The sequence below is a fragment of the Shinella oryzae genome, from assembly GCF_023038235.1.
Taxonomy (GTDB): Bacteria; Pseudomonadota; Alphaproteobacteria; order Rhizobiales; family Rhizobiaceae; genus Shinella; species Shinella sumterensis.
In genome coordinates this window covers 80,392-100,985 of record NZ_CP081987.1, presented here as the reverse complement: position 1 = coordinate 100,985, position 20,594 = coordinate 80,392, and the positions used below count along the sequence as shown (strand labels likewise).

At 64.4% G+C, this 20,594-nt stretch carries 18 protein-coding genes; 10 read left to right on the top strand and 8 right to left on the bottom strand.

Annotated features, from left to right (window positions below):
• Positions 1 to 96 precede the first annotated feature (96 nt).
• The 3 genes from K6301_RS00500 to K6301_RS00490 form a co-directional block, all read right to left on the bottom strand.
• Positions 97 to 1,044, bottom strand: a complete 948-nt coding sequence (locus K6301_RS00500) for a lysylphosphatidylglycerol synthase domain-containing protein (RefSeq protein ID WP_247218591.1) — start codon at positions 1,042 to 1,044, stop codon at positions 97 to 99.
• 191 nt (positions 1,045 to 1,235) lie between these two features.
• Complete coding sequence (locus tag K6301_RS00495; RefSeq protein ID WP_247218589.1) at positions 1,236 to 2,627, bottom strand: M20/M25/M40 family metallo-hydrolase; 1,392 nt, start codon at positions 2,625 to 2,627, stop codon at positions 1,236 to 1,238.
• A 132-nt stretch (positions 2,628 to 2,759) separates the two neighbouring features.
• Complete coding sequence (locus K6301_RS00490) at positions 2,760 to 3,200, bottom strand: MarR family winged helix-turn-helix transcriptional regulator (RefSeq protein ID WP_247218586.1); 441 nt, start codon at positions 3,198 to 3,200, stop codon at positions 2,760 to 2,762.
• A gap of 377 nt (positions 3,201 to 3,577) precedes the next feature.
• On the opposite strand from K6301_RS00490, the gene polA reads away from it, so the two are divergent.
• Entirely contained in the window at positions 3,578 to 6,565 is a 2,988-nt protein-coding gene (polA, locus tag K6301_RS00485; protein WP_247218583.1) for a DNA polymerase I, read from the top strand.
• Between the two features lie 7 nt (positions 6,566 to 6,572).
• Here the strand turns inward: polA and K6301_RS00480 are convergent, their stop codons facing one another.
• Positions 6,573 to 8,381: an ABC transporter ATP-binding protein gene (locus K6301_RS00480; RefSeq protein WP_247218580.1), complete on the bottom strand. Its 1,809-nt coding sequence runs from the start codon at positions 8,379 to 8,381 to the stop codon at positions 6,573 to 6,575.
• 169 nt (positions 8,382 to 8,550) lie between these two features.
• On the opposite strand from K6301_RS00480, the gene K6301_RS00475 reads away from it, so the two are divergent.
• Complete coding sequence (locus tag K6301_RS00475) at positions 8,551 to 9,600, top strand: glycoside hydrolase family 5 protein (protein ID WP_247218577.1); 1,050 nt, start codon at positions 8,551 to 8,553, stop codon at positions 9,598 to 9,600.
• 31 nt (positions 9,601 to 9,631) lie between these two features.
• On the opposite strand, the gene K6301_RS00470 is transcribed toward K6301_RS00475, so the two are convergent.
• Positions 9,632 to 9,835 carry a hypothetical protein gene (locus K6301_RS00470; protein WP_247218575.1) on the bottom strand — a complete coding sequence of 68 codons (204 nt, stop codon included), beginning with the start codon at positions 9,833 to 9,835 and terminating at the stop codon, positions 9,632 to 9,634.
• A gap of 153 nt (positions 9,836 to 9,988) precedes the next feature.
• On the opposite strand from K6301_RS00470, the gene K6301_RS00465 reads away from it, so the two are divergent.
• Positions 9,989 to 10,570 (top strand): IMPACT family protein, encoded by a 582-nt coding sequence (locus K6301_RS00465; protein ID WP_247218573.1) that lies wholly within the window; start codon positions 9,989 to 9,991, stop codon positions 10,568 to 10,570.
• 258 nt (positions 10,571 to 10,828) lie between these two features.
• Complete coding sequence (locus K6301_RS00460) at positions 10,829 to 11,488, top strand: peroxiredoxin (RefSeq protein WP_160870173.1); 660 nt, start codon at positions 10,829 to 10,831, stop codon at positions 11,486 to 11,488.
• A gap of 81 nt (positions 11,489 to 11,569) precedes the next feature.
• Here the strand turns inward: K6301_RS00460 and K6301_RS00455 are convergent, their stop codons facing one another.
• Together K6301_RS00455 and K6301_RS00450 are read right to left on the bottom strand one after the other, a co-directional pair.
• Entirely contained in the window at positions 11,570 to 12,181 is a 612-nt protein-coding gene (locus K6301_RS00455) for a transglutaminase-like cysteine peptidase (protein WP_425475410.1), read from the bottom strand.
• 125 nt (positions 12,182 to 12,306) lie between these two features.
• Entirely contained in the window at positions 12,307 to 13,125 is an 819-nt protein-coding gene (locus tag K6301_RS00450; RefSeq protein ID WP_247218569.1) for an alpha/beta hydrolase, read from the bottom strand.
• Positions 13,126 to 13,361: 236 nt separating this feature from the next.
• Here K6301_RS00450 and infC point away from each other — a divergent pair, with 236 nt between their 5' ends.
• The 6 genes from infC to pheT all read left to right on the top strand — a co-directional run bounded on the left by infC (position 13,362) and on the right by pheT (position 19,254).
• Positions 13,362 to 13,898, top strand: coding sequence for a translation initiation factor IF-3 (gene infC, locus K6301_RS00445; protein ID WP_134648216.1), 537 nt, complete (start codon positions 13,362 to 13,364; stop codon positions 13,896 to 13,898).
• Positions 13,899 to 14,126: 228 nt separating this feature from the next.
• Complete coding sequence (rpmI, locus tag K6301_RS00440; protein WP_134647921.1) at positions 14,127 to 14,330, top strand: 50S ribosomal protein L35; 204 nt, start codon at positions 14,127 to 14,129, stop codon at positions 14,328 to 14,330.
• A gap of 39 nt (positions 14,331 to 14,369) precedes the next feature.
• Positions 14,370 to 14,774 (top strand): 50S ribosomal protein L20, encoded by a 405-nt coding sequence (rplT, locus tag K6301_RS00435; protein WP_069060325.1) that lies wholly within the window; start codon positions 14,370 to 14,372, stop codon positions 14,772 to 14,774.
• Positions 14,775 to 14,861: 87 nt separating this feature from the next.
• A complete protein-coding gene (locus K6301_RS00430; RefSeq protein ID WP_247218567.1) occupies positions 14,862 to 15,725 on the top strand; it encodes a lipopolysaccharide kinase InaA family protein in 864 nt (287 codons plus the stop codon).
• Positions 15,718 to 16,803 (top strand): phenylalanine--tRNA ligase subunit alpha, encoded by a 1,086-nt coding sequence (gene pheS, locus K6301_RS00425; RefSeq protein WP_247218565.1) that lies wholly within the window; start codon positions 15,718 to 15,720, stop codon positions 16,801 to 16,803. Before K6301_RS00430 ends, pheS begins: the two co-directional genes overlap by 8 nt.
• A gap of 24 nt (positions 16,804 to 16,827) precedes the next feature.
• The gene (gene pheT / locus K6301_RS00420) at positions 16,828 to 19,254 is read left to right on the top strand and encodes a phenylalanine--tRNA ligase subunit beta (protein WP_247218563.1); all 2,427 of its coding nucleotides are present in this window, start codon (positions 16,828 to 16,830) and stop codon (positions 19,252 to 19,254) included.
• Between the two features lie 266 nt (positions 19,255 to 19,520).
• On the opposite strand, the gene mbfA is transcribed toward pheT, so the two are convergent.
• The gene (gene mbfA / locus K6301_RS00415; protein ID WP_247218561.1) at positions 19,521 to 20,504 is read right to left on the bottom strand and encodes an iron exporter MbfA; all 984 of its coding nucleotides are present in this window, start codon (positions 20,502 to 20,504) and stop codon (positions 19,521 to 19,523) included.
• Between the last annotated feature and the right edge of the window lie 90 nt (positions 20,505 to 20,594).

The window sequence follows — 20,594 nt, the reverse complement described above, 5'->3', positions numbered from 1 at the left end:
CGGTCTCCCTACTGTTCATAGTTCTTCATGTTGTTCAGACGGTTCATAGAATGAAATAATTCGAATGAACGCAGAATGAACCGGAAAGATCCGCGCCTAGTCTTCGCCTTCCCGCACCCGCGCAAGGTAACGGGATCGCTCATAGATCAGGATCACCACCAGCGCCATGACGAAGGGGATGATCAGGTAGAACAGCCGGAAGACCGCGAGCGCGGCGAGCACCGCCGCCGGATCCATATCCGGCAGGCCGGCGATGAACACCAGTTCCAGCACGCCGATGCCGCCGGGAGCATGCGACAGCAGCGCCACCGAAAAGGACGCGAGAAAGATGCCGAGGATAACGAAGAAGCCCGGATTGCCCTCCGCCGGCAGCACGAAATAGATGATCGCCGCCGCACCGATCAGCTCGATGGGCGCGATGAAGAGCTGGCGGAAGACCAGCGAGGGCTTGGGATATTCGAGCTTCAGCCACCGGGTGTTGATCGGCCGGAAACCCACGAGGCTGCCCACGACATAGAGCGCCACCAGGGCCAGGATGATGAAACCCGTCGAATAGGCCGCTCCCAGCGGCAGAAAATCGGCGAAGCGCTCGATGATCTCCGGCTCCAGCACCAGGACGAGGCCGAACAGCATCACCGTGCCGAGCGCGAAGGTGAAGGAGCAGAAGGCGACGAGAACGCCGACCTCCGATCCCGTCAGCCCCTTCGACGTATAGGCGCGGTAGCGCACCAGCGCGCCTGAAAACACCGAGGCGCCGATATTGTGCGACAGCGCATAGGTCGTGAACGAGGTGAGCGTGATGTACCACAGCGAGATACGGTGGCCGAGATGTTCCAGCGCGAGATGGTCGTAGGCCGCAAGCGCCGCATAGGCCACGAGTGTCGCGACACAGGCCAGCAGCCATCCGGATGTCGGGATGGCGTGGATGCTGGCGACGAACTCATCGAGGGAAAGACCGCGCAGGTCCTTGTAGAGGATGTAGATGGACAGAGCGATGGCGAGCGTGCTGACGAGCGGCCAGAAGAACTTCTTCAAACGCTTCATCCCGCCTCGCCTCCTGCCGGCATCATGCTGTTGCGGCAAGGGTTTTTCGCGATCCATCGTGACGCCATCCTCATCCTTTCCCCGTTTTGCGCGCCTGTCATCGCGGATGGCGATGCAGGCTTTCTCTTGTCCGTAGGCCAGTCTTTCCGCTTGTGCGATTAAAGCCGGTCCCTTTCGCGATCACATCTGCGTCAACGCGCGGCGAGCGCCGCGAGGATCCGCACCCAGGAGCGGATACCCTTCTCGAACGACCGCAGCTCGTATTTCTCGTTCGGCGAATGGATGCGGTCGTCCGCCAGGCCGAAGCCGACGAGGAGCGAATCCATGCCGAGCATCTTCTGGAAATCGCCGACGATGGGAATGGATCCGCCCATGCCGATGATGACGGCGGGATTGGGCCATTCGTCGGAAAGCGCCGACTTGGCCTTGTTCAGCAGAGTCGAATCGTAAGGCAGCTGGATTGCCGGCGACCCGCCATGGGCATGGAATGTCACCGAGCAATCGGCCGGGATCCTGGAGCGCACATAGGCGCGGAAGGCATCGCGCACCTGCGCCGGGTCCTGCTTGCCGACGAGGCGGAAGGACACCTTTGCCGAGGCTTCCGCCGCAATCACGGTCTTGAAGCCCTCACCCGTATAGCCGCCGGTGATGCCGTTGACCTCCGCCGTCGGGCGCGCCCAGGTGAGTTCGAGCACGGAGCGGCCCTTTTCGCCGGAGGGAATGGAAAGCCCGACTTCGCCGAGGAAGCTTTCGGCGGTCTTGCCGAGCGTCTCCCAGGCCGCCTTGATCTGGGTGGGCGTCTCCTCGACACCGTCGTAGAAACCCTCCAGCGTGACGCGTCCCGTCTCGTCATGCAGGCCGGCGAGGATGTCCGCGAGGACATGGATCGGGTTTGCGGCCGCGCCGCCGAAATAGCCGGAATGCAGGTCGCGGTCGGCCGCCTTGATGACGATCTCCTCGCCGACGAGGCCACGCAGCCCGCCCGAAATGGCCGGCGTATCGCCGTCCCACATATTGGTATCGCAAACCAGCGCGAAGTCGCCCTTCAGCTCGGCGGCATTGGCCTCGAGGAACGGCTTCAGCGATGGGGAGCCGGATTCCTCCTCGCCTTCGAAGAGGATGGAAACGCGGCAGGGCAACGCGCCCACCGTTTCCTTGTAGGCCCGGCAGGCTTCGACGAAGGTCATCAGCTGACCCTTGTCGTCGGACGTGCCGCGGCCCGTGATGATGCGGCGGCCGCCAGCGGCGTCGCGGACGGCCGGCTCGAAGGGATCGTTGTCCCAGAGGTTCAGCGGATCGACCGGCTGCACGTCGTAGTGGCCGTAGAACAGGACATGCGGCGCATCGGGTTTGGCGCCATCGTGATGGGCGACGACCATGGGGTGCCCGGGGGTGTCACGCACCGTCGCGTCGAAGCCGAGCGAGCGCAGTTCCGCCACCAGCCACTCGGCCGCCCTGCGGCATTCGGCCTTGAAGGCCGGATCGGTGGAGATGGACTTGATGCGCACCAGTTCGAACAGGCGTTCGAGGCTGGCCGGGACGCCGGCAATGGCGTGATCGAGGACGGGCAGAATGTTGGTCATGGTAGAATCCCCGGAGAATACCGCGCCGGGCGTGGAAACGTCCGGGCCTTCATGCGGCAAATCAGATGTGTTCGTGCCGACATTAGACCGATCGCGTCGGGGAGGGCAAATCGTATGACGCTTCCGCGACGGTCACACGCGCGGATCGCGGCCGAGATTGGCAAGCAGCATGCGCATGTATTCGAGCAGGAGCTCGCGCTCGAAACGACGGAAGCCCTGGAAGAGAGCGTCCTCGGTCTGGCTGGCCGCCGTCATGGCCGTTTCGCGCAGCGCCTTGCCGCGCGGCGTGAGGAAGATGAGTTGCGCGCGCCGGTCGCTGGGGTGACGCCGGCGCGAGATCAGGCCGTCGCGCTGCATGCGGGCGAGCGTGTTGGCCATCGTCGCCTGCTCGATGTCGAGGCGGTCGAGAAGTTCGCGCTGGGTGAGGCCGTCGCCGTTCCACAATTCGAGCAGGACCGGAAACTGCCCGGGGGCGAAGCCCGCTCCGCCCGCCCGCGCCTGAAGGGCACGGGACGCCGCCTTCGCCAGGAGATTGGCGAGATATGCCGCCGACGCCGTCCGGTCAAAGTCCATGCACGGAAGCTATGCCGGTTCAGGGCCGAAGACAATGCATAGCCAGCGATCCTTGGGCCCGAAAACGAGAAGCCGCCGACGACAGGAGGCTTGTCGCGGCGGCTTCTTCGAATTATGGACAAAGGCCCGGAGAGGGGGATGAGGCCTTTGTCCTTTGTCTGGCGCGGCGGGGGACAGGCCGTGTGCCAGACAACGGCTTTGATCAGGTGCCGTTGATGAATAATTGTGGCTCCGAATGTGGCTTTTCAAGGGAGCCAAGTGCCCGCCAGAATTACAAATTGGTAACGTTCGCGTGAGGCTTTTCAGCCCCGTGAAAGGCCTTTGTGAGCACAATGAAAGATGGACGCGGAAAGCCGCCCGCGCTATCCATTCACCCCATGAAAAAAGGTGATCATCTCTTCCTCGTCGACGGCTCGGGCTTCATTTTCCGCGCCTTCCACGCCATCCCGCCGCTCAACCGCAAATCGGACGGGCTGCCGGTCAATGCCGTCTCAGGTTTCTGCAACATGCTGTGGAAGCTCTTGAAGGATGCGCGCAACACCGATGTGGGCGTGACGCCGACCCACTTCGCTGTGATCTTCGACTACTCCTCGAAGACCTTCCGCAACGAACTTTATGACCAATACAAGGCAAACCGCACCGCGCCGCCGGAAGATCTCATTCCGCAGTTCGGCCTCATCCGCCATGCGACACGCGCCTTCAACCTGCCCTGCATCGAGAAGGAAGGCTACGAGGCCGACGATCTGATCGCCACCTATGCCCGCCTTGCCGAAGCCGACGGGGCCGACGTCACCATCGTCTCATCCGACAAGGACCTCATGCAGCTCGTGACACAGAACGTCTCGATGTACGACAGCATGAAGGACAAGCAGATCTCCATCCCTGAAGTCATCGAGAAGTGGGGCGTGCCGCCGGAAAAGATGATCGACCTCCAGTCGCTGACGGGCGATTCGACCGACAACGTGCCGGGCGTGCCCGGCATCGGGCCGAAGACCGCCGCCCAGCTCCTGGAAGAATACGGCGACCTCGACACGCTGCTGGCCCGCGCCGAAGAGATCAAGCAGGTCAAGCGCCGCGAGAACATCGTCGCGAACCGCGAACTCGTCCTGCTCTCGCGCCAGCTCGTGACGCTCAAGACGGATACGCCGCTCGACATGACGCTCGACGAGCTGATCCTCCACCCGCAGGACGGCCCGCGGCTGATCGCCTTCCTCAAGGCCATGGAATTCACCACGCTCACCCGCCGCGTCGCCGAAGCCTGCGATTGCGATGCGGGCGCCATCGATGCGGCCGATGTGCCGGTCGAATGGGGTGCGGAAGCCCATGGCCCTGACCTCGACAAGGGCGATGTCGCCGGCCCGGCGCTTGATCTCGACGGCGAGGAGACGGCGGCCGAAGCGGCCGCGACGCTGCTGCCCACCGCCGGTGCGGACGCCAACACACCGACCGCGCTTGCCCGCGGGCGCGCCGAGCGCTTCTCCGCGGCGCCGATCGATCATACGGCCTATGAGACGGTGCGCGATCTCGCAAGCCTCGACCGCTGGATTGCCGCCGCGCGCGAGACCGGCCTCGTCGGCTTCGACACGGAGACGACCTCGCTCGATGCGATGCAGGCCGAGCTCTGCGGCTTCTCGCTTGCCGTCGCCGACAATGCGAAGGACCCGACCGGTACGGTCATCCGCGCCTGCTACGTGCCGCTCAATCACAAGACCGGCGTCGGCGACCTGCTCGGCGGGGGCCTCGCCGAGGGCCAGATCCCGATCCGCGCGGCGCTCGAACGGCTGAAGGCGCTGCTGGAGGACCCGTCGGTCCTGAAGGTCGCGCAGAACCTGAAATACGACTACCTTGTCATGCGCCGCCACGGCATCACCATGCAGAGTTTCGACGATACGATGCTGATGTCCTATGCGCTCGATGCGGGCGCCGGCACGCACGGCATGGATACGCTTTCGGAGCGCTGGCTCGGCCACAAGCCGATCGCCTACAAGGACGTCGCCGGTTCCGGCAAGGGTGCGCAGACCTTCGACATGGTCGATATTGCCCGCGCCACCGCCTATGCGGCCGAGGATGCCGACGTGACGCTGCGCCTGTGGCATGTGCTGAAGCCGCGCCTGGCGGCGGAACGCATGACGACCGTCTATGAACGGCTGGAGCGCCCGCTGGTGCCGGTGCTGGCGCGCATGGAAGAGCGCGGCATCACCGTGGACAGGCAAGTCCTGTCGCGCCTTTCCGGCGAGCTGGCCCAGGGGGCCGCCCGCTTCGAGGAGGAAATCTACGAACTGGCCGGCGAGCGCTTCAACATCGGCTCGCCCAAGCAACTCGGCGACATCCTTTTCGGCAAGATGGGCCTGACCGGCGCTTCCAAGACCAAGACCGGCCAATGGTCCACCTCCGCACAGGTGCTCGAGGACCTCGCCGCCCAGGGCATTCCGCTGCCGCGCAAGATCGTCGACTGGCGCCAGCTCACCAAGCTGAAATCGACCTATACCGACGCGCTGCCGGGCTTCGTGCATCCTCAGACCAAGCGGGTGCACACCTCCTATGCGCTCGCTTCCACGACGACCGGCCGCCTCTCCTCCTCCGAGCCGAACCTGCAGAACATTCCCGTCCGTACGGCGGAAGGGCGCAAGATCCGCACGGCTTTCGTCTCGACGCCCGGCAACAAGCTGGTCTCGGCCGACTACAGCCAGATCGAGCTGCGCGTGCTCGCCCATGTCGCCGATATCCCGCAGCTGAAGCAGGCCTTCGCCGATGGCATCGACATTCATGCGATGACGGCATCGGAAATGTTCGGCGTTCCCGTCGAGGGCATGCCGGGCGAAGTGCGCCGGCGCGCCAAGGCCATCAACTTCGGCATCATCTACGGCATCTCGGCCTTCGGTCTGGCCAACCAGCTCTCCATCGAGCGCTCGGAGGCCGGCGAATATATCAAGAAGTATTTCGAGCGCTTCCCGGGCATCAAGGACTATATGGACAGCACGAAGGCCTTTGCGCGCGAACACGGCTATGTCGAGACGATCTTCGGCCGCCGCGCGCATTATCCAGAAATCAAGTCGTCCAATCCGTCGGTGCGTGCCTTCAACGAACGCGCGGCGATCAACGCGCCCATCCAGGGTTCGGCAGCCGACATCATCCGCCGCGCCATGGTGAAGATGGAGCCGGCGCTTGCCGCCGCGGGCCTTTCGGCCCGCATGCTGCTGCAGGTGCATGACGAACTGATCTTCGAGGTCGAGGACGGCGAGGTCGAAAAGACCATCCCCGTCATCGTCGACGTCATGGAAAACGCCTCGATGCCGGCGCTTTCCATGAAGGTGCCGCTGAAGGTGGATGCGCGCGCCGCCCATAACTGGGACGAGGCGCACTGAGGGGCGGTTATACCGTCTCGTTCATCTCCGCGTGCCCCGTCTGGATGTTCCAGAGCGTGCGGTACAAGCCGGGGCATTCGACAAGCCGGTCGTGCGGGCCGGACTGGATGATGCGACCATCGTCCATCACGTGGATGGCATCGGCATGGACGACAGTGCTCAGCCGGTGCGCCACGAGAATGACGGTGCGCTGGCCCTTCATCCTGGCGAGCGAGCGCTGGATCGCCGCTTCGGTCTCGTTGTCGACGGCGCTTGTCGCCTCGTCCAGGATGAGGATGGCGGGATCGATCAGCAACGCGCGGGCAAGCGCGATACGCTGGCGCTGACCGCCCGAAAGCTTCTGGCCATATTCACCGATCTGGCTTTCGTAACCGTCCGGGAGCGCACGAATGAAGGCGTCGGCCTCGGCAAGCCGGGCCGCCGCCTCGACCTCCTCGCGGCTTGCGGACGGCTTGCCATAGGCGATGTTGTCGGCGATCGAGCCGGAGAACAGCGTCACCTCCTGCGGCACCCAGGCCATGCTCCTGCGCAGGCGCTCGCCGGACCAGTCTGCCAACGGCACGCCATCGAGCCGGATCGCGCCCTTCTGCGGGCGGATGAACAGGCCGAGCAGCTTGATGAGCGTCGACTTGCCGCTGCCCGTCGGCCCGACCAGCGCGACCGTTTCGCCCGCGCGGATCGCAAGATTGATATCGGTGACGCCGCCGGGGCTGGTCGCATAGCGGAAGCCGACGCCATCAAGTTCGAAGCGGCCGGACACAGGCGCATCGTGCGTGCCATGCGGTTCGCCGCGCGGCTCGTCGAGCAGGCGCAGGATGCGGCGCGTCGAGGCCATGGCGCGCTCATAGAGGTCGGCGATTTCGGCAAGACCGGTCATCGGCCAGAGCAGGCGCTGGGTGAGGAAGACGAGCAGGCCATAGGCGCCCACCTGCATCTGGCCGGTCAGCGTGAGCCAGCCGCCGATGAGGAAGGTGGCGAGGAAGCCGGACAGGATCGCCATGCGGATGATCGGAATGAAGGCGGAGGACACGCGGATCGCCGCCCGGTTGGCGTCGACATAGGCCCGGCTCTCCTTGTTTAACGCCGCCGTCTCGCGGGCCTCCGCACCGAAGGCGCGAATGGTCTGGAGCCCCTGCAGGTTGGTGGTGAGCCGCGCACCAAGCCCGCCGGCGCGCGCGCGCACCGCATCGTAACGCGCCTGGGCGCGGCGCTGGAACCAGAAGGCCCCCGCGATGATGACAGGAACCGGCGTGAACGCGACGACGGCGATCAGCGGGCTGACGATGAAGAACACCGCCCCGACGAGGATGACGGCGGCAAAGGTCTGGATGAGCTCGTTGGCGCCGCGGTCGAGGAAACGCTCGAGCTGGTTGATATCGTCGTTCAGCACGGCCACGAGATCGCCCGACCGGTTCTCCTCGTAGAAGCTCGTGGGCAGATGCTGGGCATGGTCGTAGCACATAATGCGCAGGCGATGCTGCACGTCCTGCGCCAGGCCGCGCCACAGGATCTGGTAGAAATACTCGAAGAGCGATTCCCCGAACCAGATGAGGAAAGTGGCGATGCCGAGCAGCGTCAGCTGATGCACGGGATCGGTGATGCCGATCTGCGCCACGAAGGAATCCTTGCCGCGCACCACCACGTCCAGCGCGATGCCGATGAGGATTTCCGGCATCACGTCGAAGATCTTGTTGATGACGGACGCCGCGACCGCCCTGGCGACGCGGCCCTTCTCCTCGCTGACAAGCGAAAGCAGCACCCGCAGCGGATGGCGTCTGCCGGAGGAGAAAGGCGCTGAAGGCGGGGATACGGACATGAGGCAACCTGTTGTCGGCAAGGGACGAGGCGTGGAGGCCTTCGCCTCTAACCGGGCGGACCGGCGGTTGCAATCTCTTAATCCTGTTTGCGGCCCGGCAGCGCGCCTTAACGTCGCCTTAAGGCCATCGGAGTGTTATCCCCCGCGACGAACGGCACGGAGAAATGGCATGCGATCCCCATCCGGTACGACGCCGGTTCTTCGGCTGGTGGCGGCTATGACGGCAATTGCACTTCCCCTTCAGGCGAGCGCGGCCTGCCTTTCGGGCATCAATCTCGCGGGCGCGGAATTCGGCCAGGGGCGCGGCACCTACGGCAAGGACTATGCCTATCCGTCCGACGAGACGATCACCTATTTCGCGGACAAGGGCTTCAATGCGGTGCGCCTGCCCTTCAAATGGGAACGCCTCCAGCCGCGGCTCAACCGAAGCTTCGACAAGGCGGAGCGCAAGCGCCTCTCCGATACGGTCAAGGCCCTGCGCAAGGCCGGCATGACGGTCATCCTCGATCCGCACAACTACGCCTATTACGGTGACCAGCAGGTGGGTTCGGCCGCCGTGCCCGACAGCGCCTTCGCCGATTTCTGGAGCCGGCTTGCGGCTGATTACAAGCAGGATGCGGGCGTGCAGTTCGGGCTGATGAACGAGCCGCACGACGTGCCGGCGACCCAATGGCTTGCCTCCGCCAACGCCGCCATCGCGGCGATCCGCGATACCGGCGCGAACAATCTGGTGCTGGTGCCCGGCACGATCTGGACCGGTGCGCACAGCTGGGAAGAGGAGCGGGATGGCGGCGCCAACGGCACGGTCATGCTCGGCATCCAGGACCCGGCGGACAACAATGCCTACGAGGTGCACCAATATCTCGATGGGGATTTTTCCGGCAAGGCGAGCACCTGCGAACGCGCCGACGATGCCGTGAAGGCCCTGGAGCGCTTCACCGACTGGCTGAAGCGCAACGGCAAGCGTGGTTTTCTGGGAGAATTCGGCGGATCGGCCGAGCCGGCCTGCCTCGACGGTCTCGCCCGCATGACCGCATTGGTCCACCGCGAAAACGCCGTGTGGACCGGCTGGACCTATTGGGCGGCGGGAGACTGGTGGCCGGCCAGCGAGCCGCTGAACATCCAGCCCACAGCCGATGGCGACCGCCCGCAGCTAGCCGCCCTCGTCACCGGCGGCGCGCTTGCCGCAAAAGCGGGAACCTGCCCGTCGCTGCCCTGACCGTCACCGCCTCAAAGCGGCGCGCTCAAAATCAAAAGAAGACGTGCGTCGGCCACTGCACAGGACGACGCGCAGAGGAAAGGCGGCTGCCTTCGAGCGGCAGGGTCTCCTGCGTTCCATCCGCAGCCTCGGTTTCACCGGGGGTGCCGGCGGACCGCGTGTCTTCGGTCTTCGGCTGAAAGCCGACCGGATAGAGGTTGAAGTAGCCGAGCGTCACGCCACCGAGATACATCATGCCATCGCTTCCGTTCTGGTTAAGATCCGGTCATCATCATGGCAAAAACGTGGCGGCTGTCAATAGTCCATAAAATTGGTAATCTATTCAATGCTTGATGCGGCGTGCCGCGAAGCGCTACGAGACGGCGTGGACGCCACCGGAAACCGCCGCTTGTACACACTCGACCAGACCGAACGTTTCGAGCAGGAGATCCGCAAGAGCCGGTTCCTCGCCATTGCCTGTCCTATCGACACCGAGGCAGACGCGAAAGCGCGGCTGGCGGAGGTTTCCGATCCTTCCGCCAACCACAATTGCTGGGCCTGGCGCATCGGCCAGGCCTACCGTTTCAGCGACGACGGCGAACCGAGCGGCACCGCCGGAAAACCCATTCTCCAGGCGATCGACGGACAGGCGCTGGACCGGACGCTCGTCGTGGTGACGCGCTGGTTCGGCGGCATCCTTCTCGGCAGCGGCGGCCTCATCCGCGCCTATGGCGGCACGGCGGCGCTCTGCCTGCGCGCGGCCGCCAAGACGGAATATGTCGAACGCGCCACGCTTGCCGTCTCGCTCGGCTTCTCCGACCTCGCGCTGGTCAGGGCCCGCCTTGCCGCCCTGCCCGGCCTCCTGATGGACGACGAGGCGTTTCACGAGAGTGGCGCACGGCTCGTCTTCCGCGTCCCGGCCGAACAGGCCGAGGAGACCAGCCGCCTCGTCATCGACCTCACGAGCGGGCGGGCCGAATTCGGCGCCTGAGCGTCCTTTCAGGCCAAAGGTGAAATAAAATCGCCTTTCCACCATAGGCACGCGTGGCGGAACGATTTGGCGCGTCGGCCGGGTCTCGCCGAAAGGCTTCTCCCAACCCTTTGAAATGACGAAAAGTTGCAGCCACCGGGGCGTGCAGAATGACACCGGACCGCTATAGGCAATCCGGCCTTTTCGGTCTATCTACCGCCACGGTTACACTTTTCGCGGGCCTGTGCCTGCGACCCCGCAAGACAGAGAGGACGAGACATGAGCCTTCGCATCAACGATATCGCTCCGGACTTCACCGCCGAAACCACCGCCGGCACCATCAACTTCCATGAATGGATCGGCGACGGCTGGGCCGTTCTCTTCTCGCACCCGAAGAACTTCACGCCCGTCTGCACCACCGAGCTTGGCGCCATGGCCGGCATCGAGGGCGAATTCCGCAAGCGCGGCGTCAAGATCATCGGCATCTCCGTCGATCCGGTCGAGAGCCATGCCAAGTGGAAGGCCGACATCCGCACCGCCACCGGCTTCGACGTGGACTATCCGCTGATCGGCGACAAGGACCTCGCCGTCGCCAAGCTCTACGACATGCTGCCCGCCGCTGCCGGCGAGAGCTCGGAAGGCCGCACGCCGGCCGACAACGCGACGGTGCGCTCCGTCTTCGTCATCGGTCCCGACAAGAAGATCAAGCTGATCCTCACCTACCCGATGACGACCGGCCGCAACTTCCCGGAAATCCTGCGCGCCATCGATTCCATCCAGCTCACCAGCAAGCACCAGGTCGCAACCCCGGCCAACTGGCAGCAGGGCGACGACGTCATCATCACCGCCGCCGTTTCGAACGAGGATGCCATCGCGCGCTTCGGATCCTTTGACACGGTGCTGCCCTACCTGCGCAAGACCAAGCAGCCGGCCGCCTGATATCAGGACGTTACCGCAACAGAGAAAACCCCGCCTGAACAGCGGGGTTTTTCTTTTCGAGATATGTTGAGACGTGCGGCCTTACTGGCCGACCGACGAAACCATGACGGCGTCGCCGTTTTCGATGGAGACCCAGCGGCCAGCGTGGAACGAGGCCTGGCGCTTCAGGTAGCGGTAGGACGTTTCGGTCCAGAGCTTCACATCGTTGTTGAGATTGTCGAGAACGAAATCGCCCTGCGTGGTGCGCACGGTGAGAACGGCATGGCCTTCGCCATCGGGCTTGCGCACGACGGTGATCAGCAGGTCGCCCGCCGCGAAACCCTTTTCCATCAGCATGCGGCGCTTGAGGAGCACGAAGTCCTCGCAGTCACCGGCGCCGCTATCGGGATAGGTCCAGAACTCGTCCTTGCCGTAGAGTTCCTTGTCCGTCATCGGCGTGATGTCGCGATTGACGCGGGCATTGATCTGGCGGACCGTCTCCCAGCCGAACTCCGTGACCTTGGCGGGCGCCTGGGCGCGTGCGCCGGCGCGGCATTCGGATGCGTGACTCTGACAGAATTCGTAATGGCCGATCGGCTGCGAAGTAACGCCGCCTGTTGTCATGGAAAGCGCCGATGCCGGCGCGGTAAAGGCCGAGGAAGAAGAGACGAGAACCGCGAAAAACGCCGCAGCCCCAGCCTTTGCACCAATCATTCGTGCCATGAACCGTCCCCTATCGTTAATAAAGAGTTAACGGTCAGGCGGCCCTCTCGTCAATCATCAGAATTGGCGATGCTGGAATATGGTTAAGATGTGACCGGCGCGACACGCCGGCGCCCCTATTGCCCGCACGCCAGCGTTTCGGCGGCCTCGAGGATCTTGGCGATGTCCTGCGGCCGCGACAGGCGGTGATCGCCATCGCGGATCATCGTCAGCACCACGTCGTCGCCGGACAAGTGCTCCATCAGGCGCACGGCATGGGCATAGGGCACGTCGGGATCGGCCATGCCCTGCAGGATATGGACCGGGCAGCCGGTCTCGATGGCACCGGTCAGGACGCGGTTGTTCCTGCCGTCCTCGATGAGCTTGAGCGTATAGATGTTCGGGTCGGGACCGTAGGGTGTCGGCTCCTCGAACTGGCCGCGCTCGGCCAAAGCCGTGCGCTCGGCATCGGTGAGGCTCGGCTCTATGAGTTCGGAGGTGAAATCCGGCGCGGGCGCAATCAGCACGAGGCCGGCGATGTCGATATCGCTCTGCCGGGCAAGCTCGGCGACGGCGCGCAGGGCGATCCAGCCGCCCATCGACGAGCCGACGAGAACGATGCGCCGGGCTCCGATTGTACTGGCCGCGTGCTTTATGGCTGCCAGCGATTCCTCCAGCCAGCGCGAGATCGTACCGTCGACGAAGGCACCGCCGGACGCACCGTGGCCGGAATAGTCGAAGCGCAGGCAGCCGGTGCCGAGGCGGGCGGCAAGGCCGGCGAGCTCGACGGCCTTGGTGCCGGACATGTCGGACCGGTAGCCGCCGAGCCAGACGAAATGCGCGAGATCATTGCCGGCAGCGGGCAGCTGAAGCGCGATGGCGATGCGCCGCGCCGCGTCGCCGGTGCCCACCGTGATGAATTCCGCCGCCTGCCCATTGCCGTTCGCGCCCGTCATGCCTATCTCCCGTTCCTGCGCCCGGCTGCGAAAAACCACCCGCGAAACCGGCTCTTGCGCCAGACCTAGACCAGATTCGCAAGCGCAAGGACAGGTGGTGATTTTTTCCGCGCGCCGTGCTATTGACTTCACAAGCGCGATCAACACATTGCCGAAAAAACGCCGGCAGGCGGGCAAATGTCCTGGTCGACGCGCAGATTCATACACTTTCGAAACAGTTCGAGGAGAACACGACCATTCGCAGACCATTCAAAGCGGAAGCCCCCGTCAAGGACGGGCCGCGCTCCAACAAGGAAATTCGGGTTCCCCGCGTCCAGCTCATCGATGCCGAAGGCCAGAACCACGGCACCGTCCCCACCGATCAGGCACTCCGCATGGCTGAAGAGGCCGGCCTCGATCTCGTGGAGATCGCGCCGAACTCCGAACCGCCCGTCTGCAAGATCCTTGACCTCGGCAAGCTGAAATACGCCAACCAGAAGAAGGCGGCCGAAGCGCGCAAGAAGCAGAAGATCGTCGAGATCAAAGAAATCAAGATGCGCCCGAACATCGACACGCACGACTACGACGTGAAGATGAAGGCGATGAACCGCTTCTTCGAAGAAGGCGACAAGGTGAAGGTGACGCTGAAGTTCCGCGGCCGTGAAATGGCCCACCAGGAACTCGGCATGAAGCTTCTCCAGCAGGTCAAGGAAGACACGCTGACGATCGCCAAGGTCGAAGCCGAGCCGAAGCTCGAGGGACGCCAGATGATGATGGTGCTCGCCCCGCGGTGAGCCCCTTTCTCGGCGCCCCGCGCTGAACGGATCAAAGCCGCCTTCCGGGGCGGCTTTTCCATTTCCGCGCCCCGAACCCGCGGCAGGCGAGGATTCCGGTTGCGCTTTTGAAGGACATCGGTTACAAGCCGCCGTCCGAACGGTCCGGCAGGGCATGCCGTGGCCGTTCTTTACGCTGGAGCCGTGCATCGTCACGCGGCTCGAATTCAAGAAGAATGGAGTAGCAAAATGCCCAAGATGAAGACGAAATCGTCTGCCAAGAAGCGGTTCAAGATCACCGCATCGGGCAAGGTCCTGGCCGCCGCAGCCGGCAAGCGCCACGGCATGATCAAGCGTACCAACAAGTTCATTCGCGACGCGCGCGGCACCATGGTGCTGGCCGAAGCCGATGGCAAGAAGGTCATCAAGAACTACCTGCCGAACGGTCTCTGAGACTTCTCGAGCAATTTGATACGTTAAGGAGATCATGACATGGCACGTGTAAAACGCGGCGTCACCTCGCACGCCAAGCACAAGAAGACGCTGAAGGCAGCCAAGGGTTTCTACGGCCGCCGCAAGAACACCATCCGCGCCGCCAAGGCCGCGGTTGACCGTTCGAAGCAGTTCGCCTACCGCGACCGCAAGGTCAACAAGCGCAACTTCCGCGCTCTCTGGATCCAGCGCATCAACGCTGCCGTCCGCGAGCATGGCCTGACCTATGGCCGCTTCATCGACGGCCTGAACAAGGCCGGCATCGAAGTCGACCGCAAGGTCCTGTCCGACATGGCGATCCATGAGACCGAAGCTTTCGGCGCGCTCGTCGCTGCCTCCAAGAAGGCTCTGGAATACCTCAAGGACGCCGGCACGAAGAACGAGTTTGAGGCCGCCGTAAACTAACCGGCGCTCACAACCACTTTCATTCGTTGTGAAACCCGCGCCGGGGAACCGGTGCGGGTTTTTCTTTTGACGGCAGGATTTCCAACCATGGATGGCAGGCACACCGCGCTCGGCAACATCCCCCATATGACCGATGGGGACATCGAGACGCTGCTTGCCGCGCTGACCCGCGAGACGCGCCGGGTGGAGCGCGTGGACCTGTCGTTCGGCGCCGTCTGGATCAAGCGCTACGGCACGGAGCGTCCGCCGGTCTGGACGAAGGCGCAGACGGGCCTGGCCAACCTGTTCGGCCTGCCGTTCCTGCGGCCCTCGCCCGCGCTCGACAGCAAGGGCATGACGGCACGCGAGATCCGCCGTATCGAGACCTTCGCCGACCATGGCATACCGGTGCCGCAGATGCTCTACGCCTCCGGAAACGCGCTGGTGCTGTCCGACGTCGCGCCGACCGTCACGACCCGCCTGGATGCCCTGCGCGATACCGACCCGGCGGCCCACGACGCGCTTTTGGTGCGCTGTGCCGCCGATCTCGGCGCGCTGCATGCCAAGGGCCTCTGCCATGGCCGGCCGCACCCGCGCGATTTCTTCGTGGCGGGCGACGGCATCGGCTTCATGGATTTCGAGGAGGAGCCGGAGGCCGCCATGCCGCTTGCCGATGCGCAGGCCCGCGACCTGTGGCTGCTCTTTCTCCAACTGACGGATCGCGCCCGCCTGGGCGAGGCCACGGCGCGGCAGGCCTATGGCGCGTGGCGCGCCGCCGCACCGCCCGAGACCGAGGCGGCGCTGGCGACCATGATCCGGTTCCTGGCCAAGTTTTTGTCGCCGACCCGATTGATCGGGCGCGTTCACATGGGTAGTGATCTGCGGCGCTTCCTCGCCGCAACCGGCTATCTGTCCGAGGTTCTCCTGGCCCCTCGCGCGGCCGATGCAAGCAAAGCAGGTAAAGATGACTGAACTCGAAACACTGGAATCCGGGCTTCTGGCCGATGTCGCAGCCGCCTCCGACGAAGCGGCGATCGAAGCCGTGCGCGTCGCCGCACTCGGCAAGAAGGGCTCCGTCTCCGAACTCCTGAAGACGCTCGGCACCATGTCGCCGGAAGAGCGCCAGACGCGCGGCGCGGCCATCAATGCGCTGAAGACACGCGTCACCGACGCGATCAACGCGCGCAAGACGGCGCTGCGCGACGCGGCCATCGATGCCCGCCTCAAGGCCGAGACGGTCGATGTAAGCCTGCCGGTCCGCTCGTCGCCCGCCGAACGCGGCCGCATCCATCCGATCAGCCAGATCGTCGACGAGATCACCGCCATCTTCGCCGATATGGGCTTCTCGATCGCCGAAGGCCCCGACGTCGAGACCGACTACTACAACTTCACGGCGCTGAACTTCCCCGAAGGCCACCCGGCCCGCGAGATGCACGACACGTTCTTCTTCCCGGCGGACGAGAACGGCGACCGCAAGGTGCTGCGCACGCACACCTCGCCGGTGCAGATCCGCACGATGGAAGCGCAAAAGCCGCCGATCCGCATCATCATTCCCGGCAAGACCTATCGCCAGGACAGCGACGCGACCCATTCGCCGATGTTCCACCAGGTCGAAGGCCTCGTGGTCGACAGGAAGGCCAATGTCGCCAATATGCGCTGGGTGCTGGAAGAGTTCTGCAAGGCCTTCTTCGAGGTCGACAGCGTCACCATGCGCTTCCGCCCGTCGTTCTTCCCATTCACCGAGCCGTCCTTCGAGGTCGACATCCAGTGCGACCGCTCGTCCGGTCCGATCGTCAAGTTCGGCGAAGGCACCGACTGGATGGAAATCCTGGGCTGCGGCATGGTTCACCCGAACGTGCTGCGTGCCGGCGGTCTCGACCCGGACGAATACCAGGGCTTTGCCTGGGGCATGGGCCTCGACCGCATCGCCATGCTGAAATACGGCATGCCCGACCTGCGCGACTTCTTCAACGCCGATGTCCGCTGGCTCAGCCACTACGGTTTCCGCCCGCTTGACATGCCGACCTTGTTCGGCGGGCTGAGCGCATAACCGGCATCCAAGGAGAAACTATCCATGAAATTCACGCTCTCCTGGCTGAAGGACCATCTCGACACCGACGCCTCGCTCGACGAGATCTGCGAGAAGCTGACGGCGATCGGCCTTGAAGTGGAAGATGTCGACGACAAGGCGGCGTTCAAGCCCTTCGTCATCGCCAAGGTCGTCTCGGCCGAGCAGCATCCCAACGCCGACAAGCTGCGCGTGCTGAAGGTCGATACGGGCAAGGGCGATCCGATCCAGGTCGTCTGCGGTGCGCCGAACGCGCGCGCCGGGCTCATCGGTGCCTTCGCCGCCCCCGGCACCTACGTGCCCGGCATCGACGTCACGCTTTCGGTCGGCAACATCCGCGGCGTCGAAAGCCGCGGCATGATGTGCTCGGAAAAGGAACTGGAGATTTCCGACAACCACGACGGCATCATCGAGCTTCCGGCCGATGCGCCTGTGGGTCAGAGCTATGCCGGCTATGCCGGGCTTGACGATCCGGTCATCGAGATCAACCTGACGCCGAACCGTCCGGACTGCACGAGCATCTACGGCATCGCCCGCGACCTCGCCGCCTCCGGCCTTGGCACCCTCAAGACGCCGAAGACACCGTCCTTCAAGGTCGAGGGCGAGACGCCGGTCAAGGTGAAGCTGGAGCTTGGCGGCGACGATCATCTGTGCCCCGGCTTTGCGTTGCGCCTCGTGCGTGGTGTGAAGAATGGCCCGAGCCCGCGCTGGATGCAGCAGCGGCTCATCGCCATCGGCCTTCGCCCGATCAACGCGCTCGTCGACATCACCAACTACATGACCTTCGACCAGGGCCGTCCGCTGCACGTCTTCGACGCCGCCAAGGTGAAGGGCGACCTCGTCGTGCGCCGCGCCGTAGAGGGCGAGAAGGTGCTGGCGCTCGATACGCGCGAATACACGCTGAACCCGACCAACGTCGTCATCGCCGACGACAACGGCGTCGAATCCATCGGCGGCATCATGGGCGGCGAGCATTCGGGCTGCGACGAGAACACCGTCGACGTGCTGATCGAATCGGCTCTCTGGGACCCGATGAACATCGCCAAGACCGGCCGTTCGCATGGCATCATCACCGATGCGCGCTACCGCTTCGAACGCGGCGTGGACCCGGAATATATGGTGCCCGGCCTCGAGCGCGCGACCGAAATCGTGCTGGAACTGTGCGGCGGCACTCCGGCCAAGGCCGATGTCGTCGGCTACAAGGGCTACACCCCCAAGGTCGTGGACTTCCCCTTCTCGGAAGTGAAGCGCCTGACGGGCCTCGACGTGTCGGAAGCCGAAAGCGCCAATATCCTCACCCGCCTCGGCTTCACCGTGACGGGCTCGGGCGAGCGTGTTTCGGTTGCCGTCCCTTCCTGGCGTCCTGACGTCGACGGCAAGGCGGACCTCGTCGAAGAGGTCATGCGCATCCATGGCGTCGATAACATCAAGCCGGCGCCGCTCGAAAGCCATGCGGCGGTCAATGGCCGTATCCTGACGACGCTGCAGATCCGCACGCGCCTTGCCAAGCGGGCACTGGCCGCCCGCGGCATGCTGGAAGCCGTCACCTGGTCCTTCATCCCGAAGGCCCATGCCGAGCTGTTCGGCGGCGGCGCGCCGTCGCTCGCGCTGTCGAACCCGATCGCATCCGACATGTCCGACATGCGCCCCTCGCTGCTGCCGGGCCTGCTCGCAGCCGCCCAGCGCAATGCCGACAAGGGTTACGGCGATGTCGCGCTGTTCGAAGTCTCCGGCACCTACGAGAACGACCGTCCCGAGGGCCAGCGTCGGGTTGCCGGTGGTGTGCGCCGCGGCACGGCGAGCCTCGCCGGTTCCGGCCGCCTCTGGTCGAATGCCGCCAAGGGCGGCGGCAAGCCGGTCGATGTCTATGACGCCAAGGCCGATGCGCTCGCCGTGATCGAGGCCTGCGGCCTGCCGATGGGCAATGTGCAGATCGAGCCCGGTGCGCCGGCATGGTATCATCCCGGCCGCTCCGGCACGATCAAGATGGGTCCGAAGATCGTTCTCGGCTATTTCGGCGAGTTCCATCCGAAGACCCTCGGCGCGCTGGATGTCTCCGGTGCGCTTTGCGGCTTCGAGATCTTCATCGATGCCATGCCCGAGCCGAAGAAGAAGGCGACGCGCACCAAGCCGGCGCTCGACCTTTCGCCCTTCCAGGCCGTGAAGCGCGACTTCGCCTTCGTCGTCGACAAGACGGTGGAAGCGGGTGCGATCGTCCGCGCCGCGACCGGTGCCGACCGCAAGCTGATCTCCGCCGTCAATGTCTTCGACGTGTTTGAGGGCGCTTCGCTTGGCGAGGGCAAGAAGTCCGTCGCCATCGAGGTCGTCATCCAGCCGGTCGACAAGACGCTGACGGACGAGGATTTCGAGGCGCTGACGGCGAGGATCGTCGGCAATGTGGTGAAAACCACCGGCGGCACGCTGCGTGCCTGACCCAGATGAAAACGGGGCGGAGACGCCCCGTTTTGCTTTTCATGAACGATGGTCGCGTTTTGTGAACGCACCATCGCCGTTTTCAGCATTGCAGTCTGGTTAACGACCGCTTAATTGCCTCGCGGGGGAGGTCAATTGAGGTCGAAATGGATTCTGTCGCCAATCTTCTGCCGCTGGCCGCCATGGCCTTCGGCGTTTATCTCTTCTACCGCTGGGTCGTGCGCGACATGAACCGGACGACGCGTCGCTAAGGCGGCGCTTCCGCCTTAAGCATTTCCGATGAGGATACCGGCGGCCAGAACGAGGCTGCCGCCCAGCACCACCTGCATCGCCGCACGCAGGAACGGGGTCTCCATATACCGGTTCTGGATGAAGGCGATGGTCCACAACTCCACGAATACGACCAGGACGGCGATGGTCGTCGCCAGCATGAAGTTCGGGATCAGGTAGGGCAGCGCGTGGCCCAGCCCGCCCAGCGCCGTCATGATGCCCGACGCGAGGCCGCGCTTGATCGGCGATCCGCGTCCCGACAGCTTGCCGTCGTCATGGGCCGCTTCCGTGAACCCCATCGAAATGCCCGCACCGACCGATGCCGAGAGACCGACGAGGAAGGTCTGCCAGGTATCCTGTGTGGCGAAGGCGGCGGCGAAAATCGGCGCCAGCGTCGAGACCGAGCCGTCCATCAGACCTGCCAGGCCGGGCTGCACATAGGTGAGGATGAATTGCCGGCGGGCCGTCTGGTCTTCCTGCGCCTTCACGTCGGCGGGCGTGTGCTGCTCGCCGAGCCGCCGGGCGAGCGATTCGTGCGACTTCTCCGCCAGCGCCAGATCACCCAGAAGCTTGCGCGTGGCTGCGTCCTGCGTACGGGCGGCGGCCGTCAGGTAGAACCGATGCGCGGACGCCTCCATGGCTTCCGCCTGTTCACGGATCGCCTCCAGCGACATGTTGGCGATCAGCCAGTCCGGCTTGCGCTCCGGAAAATCACGCACGAACTCGCGCCGCACCAGCGGGATGCGATCGCCGAAACGGGCGATGTGGCGATCGATCAGCATCTGGCGGTGATGGCTTTCCTCCGCCGCCATCTCCTCGAAGACGCGGGCCGAGTGGGGATAGGCCTCACGCAGGGCATCGGCATAGGCGAGATAGATGCGCCCGTCATCCTCTTCCGAGGAGATGGCGAGTGCCAGGATTTCCTGTTCGCTGAGCGATTCGAGACTGCGTTTGCCAGGGCGGAGGAGACGGGAGAACATTGGCGGCCATTCCAGTTTAGAATTATTCTAAATATAGGACTTACCATCTTGGCGTCAAGCTCGACATGCGGTGCCGCCGGGCGCTAGAGT

What these genes read in the sequence shown, in the direction of transcription:
- rplT (WP_069060325.1), top strand. Translation starts at nt 14,370, where the DNA reads ATGGCACGTGTAAAACGCGGCGTCACCTCGCACGCCAAGCACAAGAAG.
- mbfA (WP_247218561.1), bottom strand. Translation starts at nt 20,504, where the DNA reads ATGTTCTCCCGTCTCCTCCGCCCTGGCAAACGCAGTCTCGAATCGCTC.
- polA (WP_247218583.1), top strand. Translation starts at nt 3,578, where the DNA reads ATGAAAAAAGGTGATCATCTCTTCCTCGTCGACGGCTCGGGCTTCATT.
- K6301_RS00490 (WP_247218586.1), bottom strand. Translation starts at nt 3,200, where the DNA reads ATGGACTTTGACCGGACGGCGTCGGCGGCATATCTCGCCAATCTCCTG.
- K6301_RS00430 (WP_247218567.1), top strand. Translation starts at nt 14,862, where the DNA reads ATGGATGGCAGGCACACCGCGCTCGGCAACATCCCCCATATGACCGAT.
- K6301_RS00470 (WP_247218575.1), bottom strand. Translation starts at nt 9,835, where the DNA reads ATGATGTATCTCGGTGGCGTGACGCTCGGCTACTTCAACCTCTATCCG.
- K6301_RS00500 (WP_247218591.1), bottom strand. Translation starts at nt 1,044, where the DNA reads ATGAAGCGTTTGAAGAAGTTCTTCTGGCCGCTCGTCAGCACGCTCGCC.
- K6301_RS00475 (WP_247218577.1), top strand. Translation starts at nt 8,551, where the DNA reads ATGCGATCCCCATCCGGTACGACGCCGGTTCTTCGGCTGGTGGCGGCT.
- K6301_RS00455 (WP_425475410.1), bottom strand. Translation starts at nt 12,181, where the DNA reads ATGATTGGTGCAAAGGCTGGGGCTGCGGCGTTTTTCGCGGTTCTCGTC.
- pheT (WP_247218563.1), top strand. Translation starts at nt 16,828, where the DNA reads ATGAAATTCACGCTCTCCTGGCTGAAGGACCATCTCGACACCGACGCC.
- K6301_RS00460 (WP_160870173.1), top strand. Translation starts at nt 10,829, where the DNA reads ATGAGCCTTCGCATCAACGATATCGCTCCGGACTTCACCGCCGAAACC.
- pheS (WP_247218565.1), top strand. Translation starts at nt 15,718, where the DNA reads ATGACTGAACTCGAAACACTGGAATCCGGGCTTCTGGCCGATGTCGCA.
- K6301_RS00450 (WP_247218569.1), bottom strand. Translation starts at nt 13,125, where the DNA reads ATGACGGGCGCGAACGGCAATGGGCAGGCGGCGGAATTCATCACGGTG.
- rpmI (WP_134647921.1), top strand. Translation starts at nt 14,127, where the DNA reads ATGCCCAAGATGAAGACGAAATCGTCTGCCAAGAAGCGGTTCAAGATC.
- K6301_RS00480 (WP_247218580.1), bottom strand. Translation starts at nt 8,381, where the DNA reads ATGTCCGTATCCCCGCCTTCAGCGCCTTTCTCCTCCGGCAGACGCCAT.
- K6301_RS00495 (WP_247218589.1), bottom strand. Translation starts at nt 2,627, where the DNA reads ATGACCAACATTCTGCCCGTCCTCGATCACGCCATTGCCGGCGTCCCG.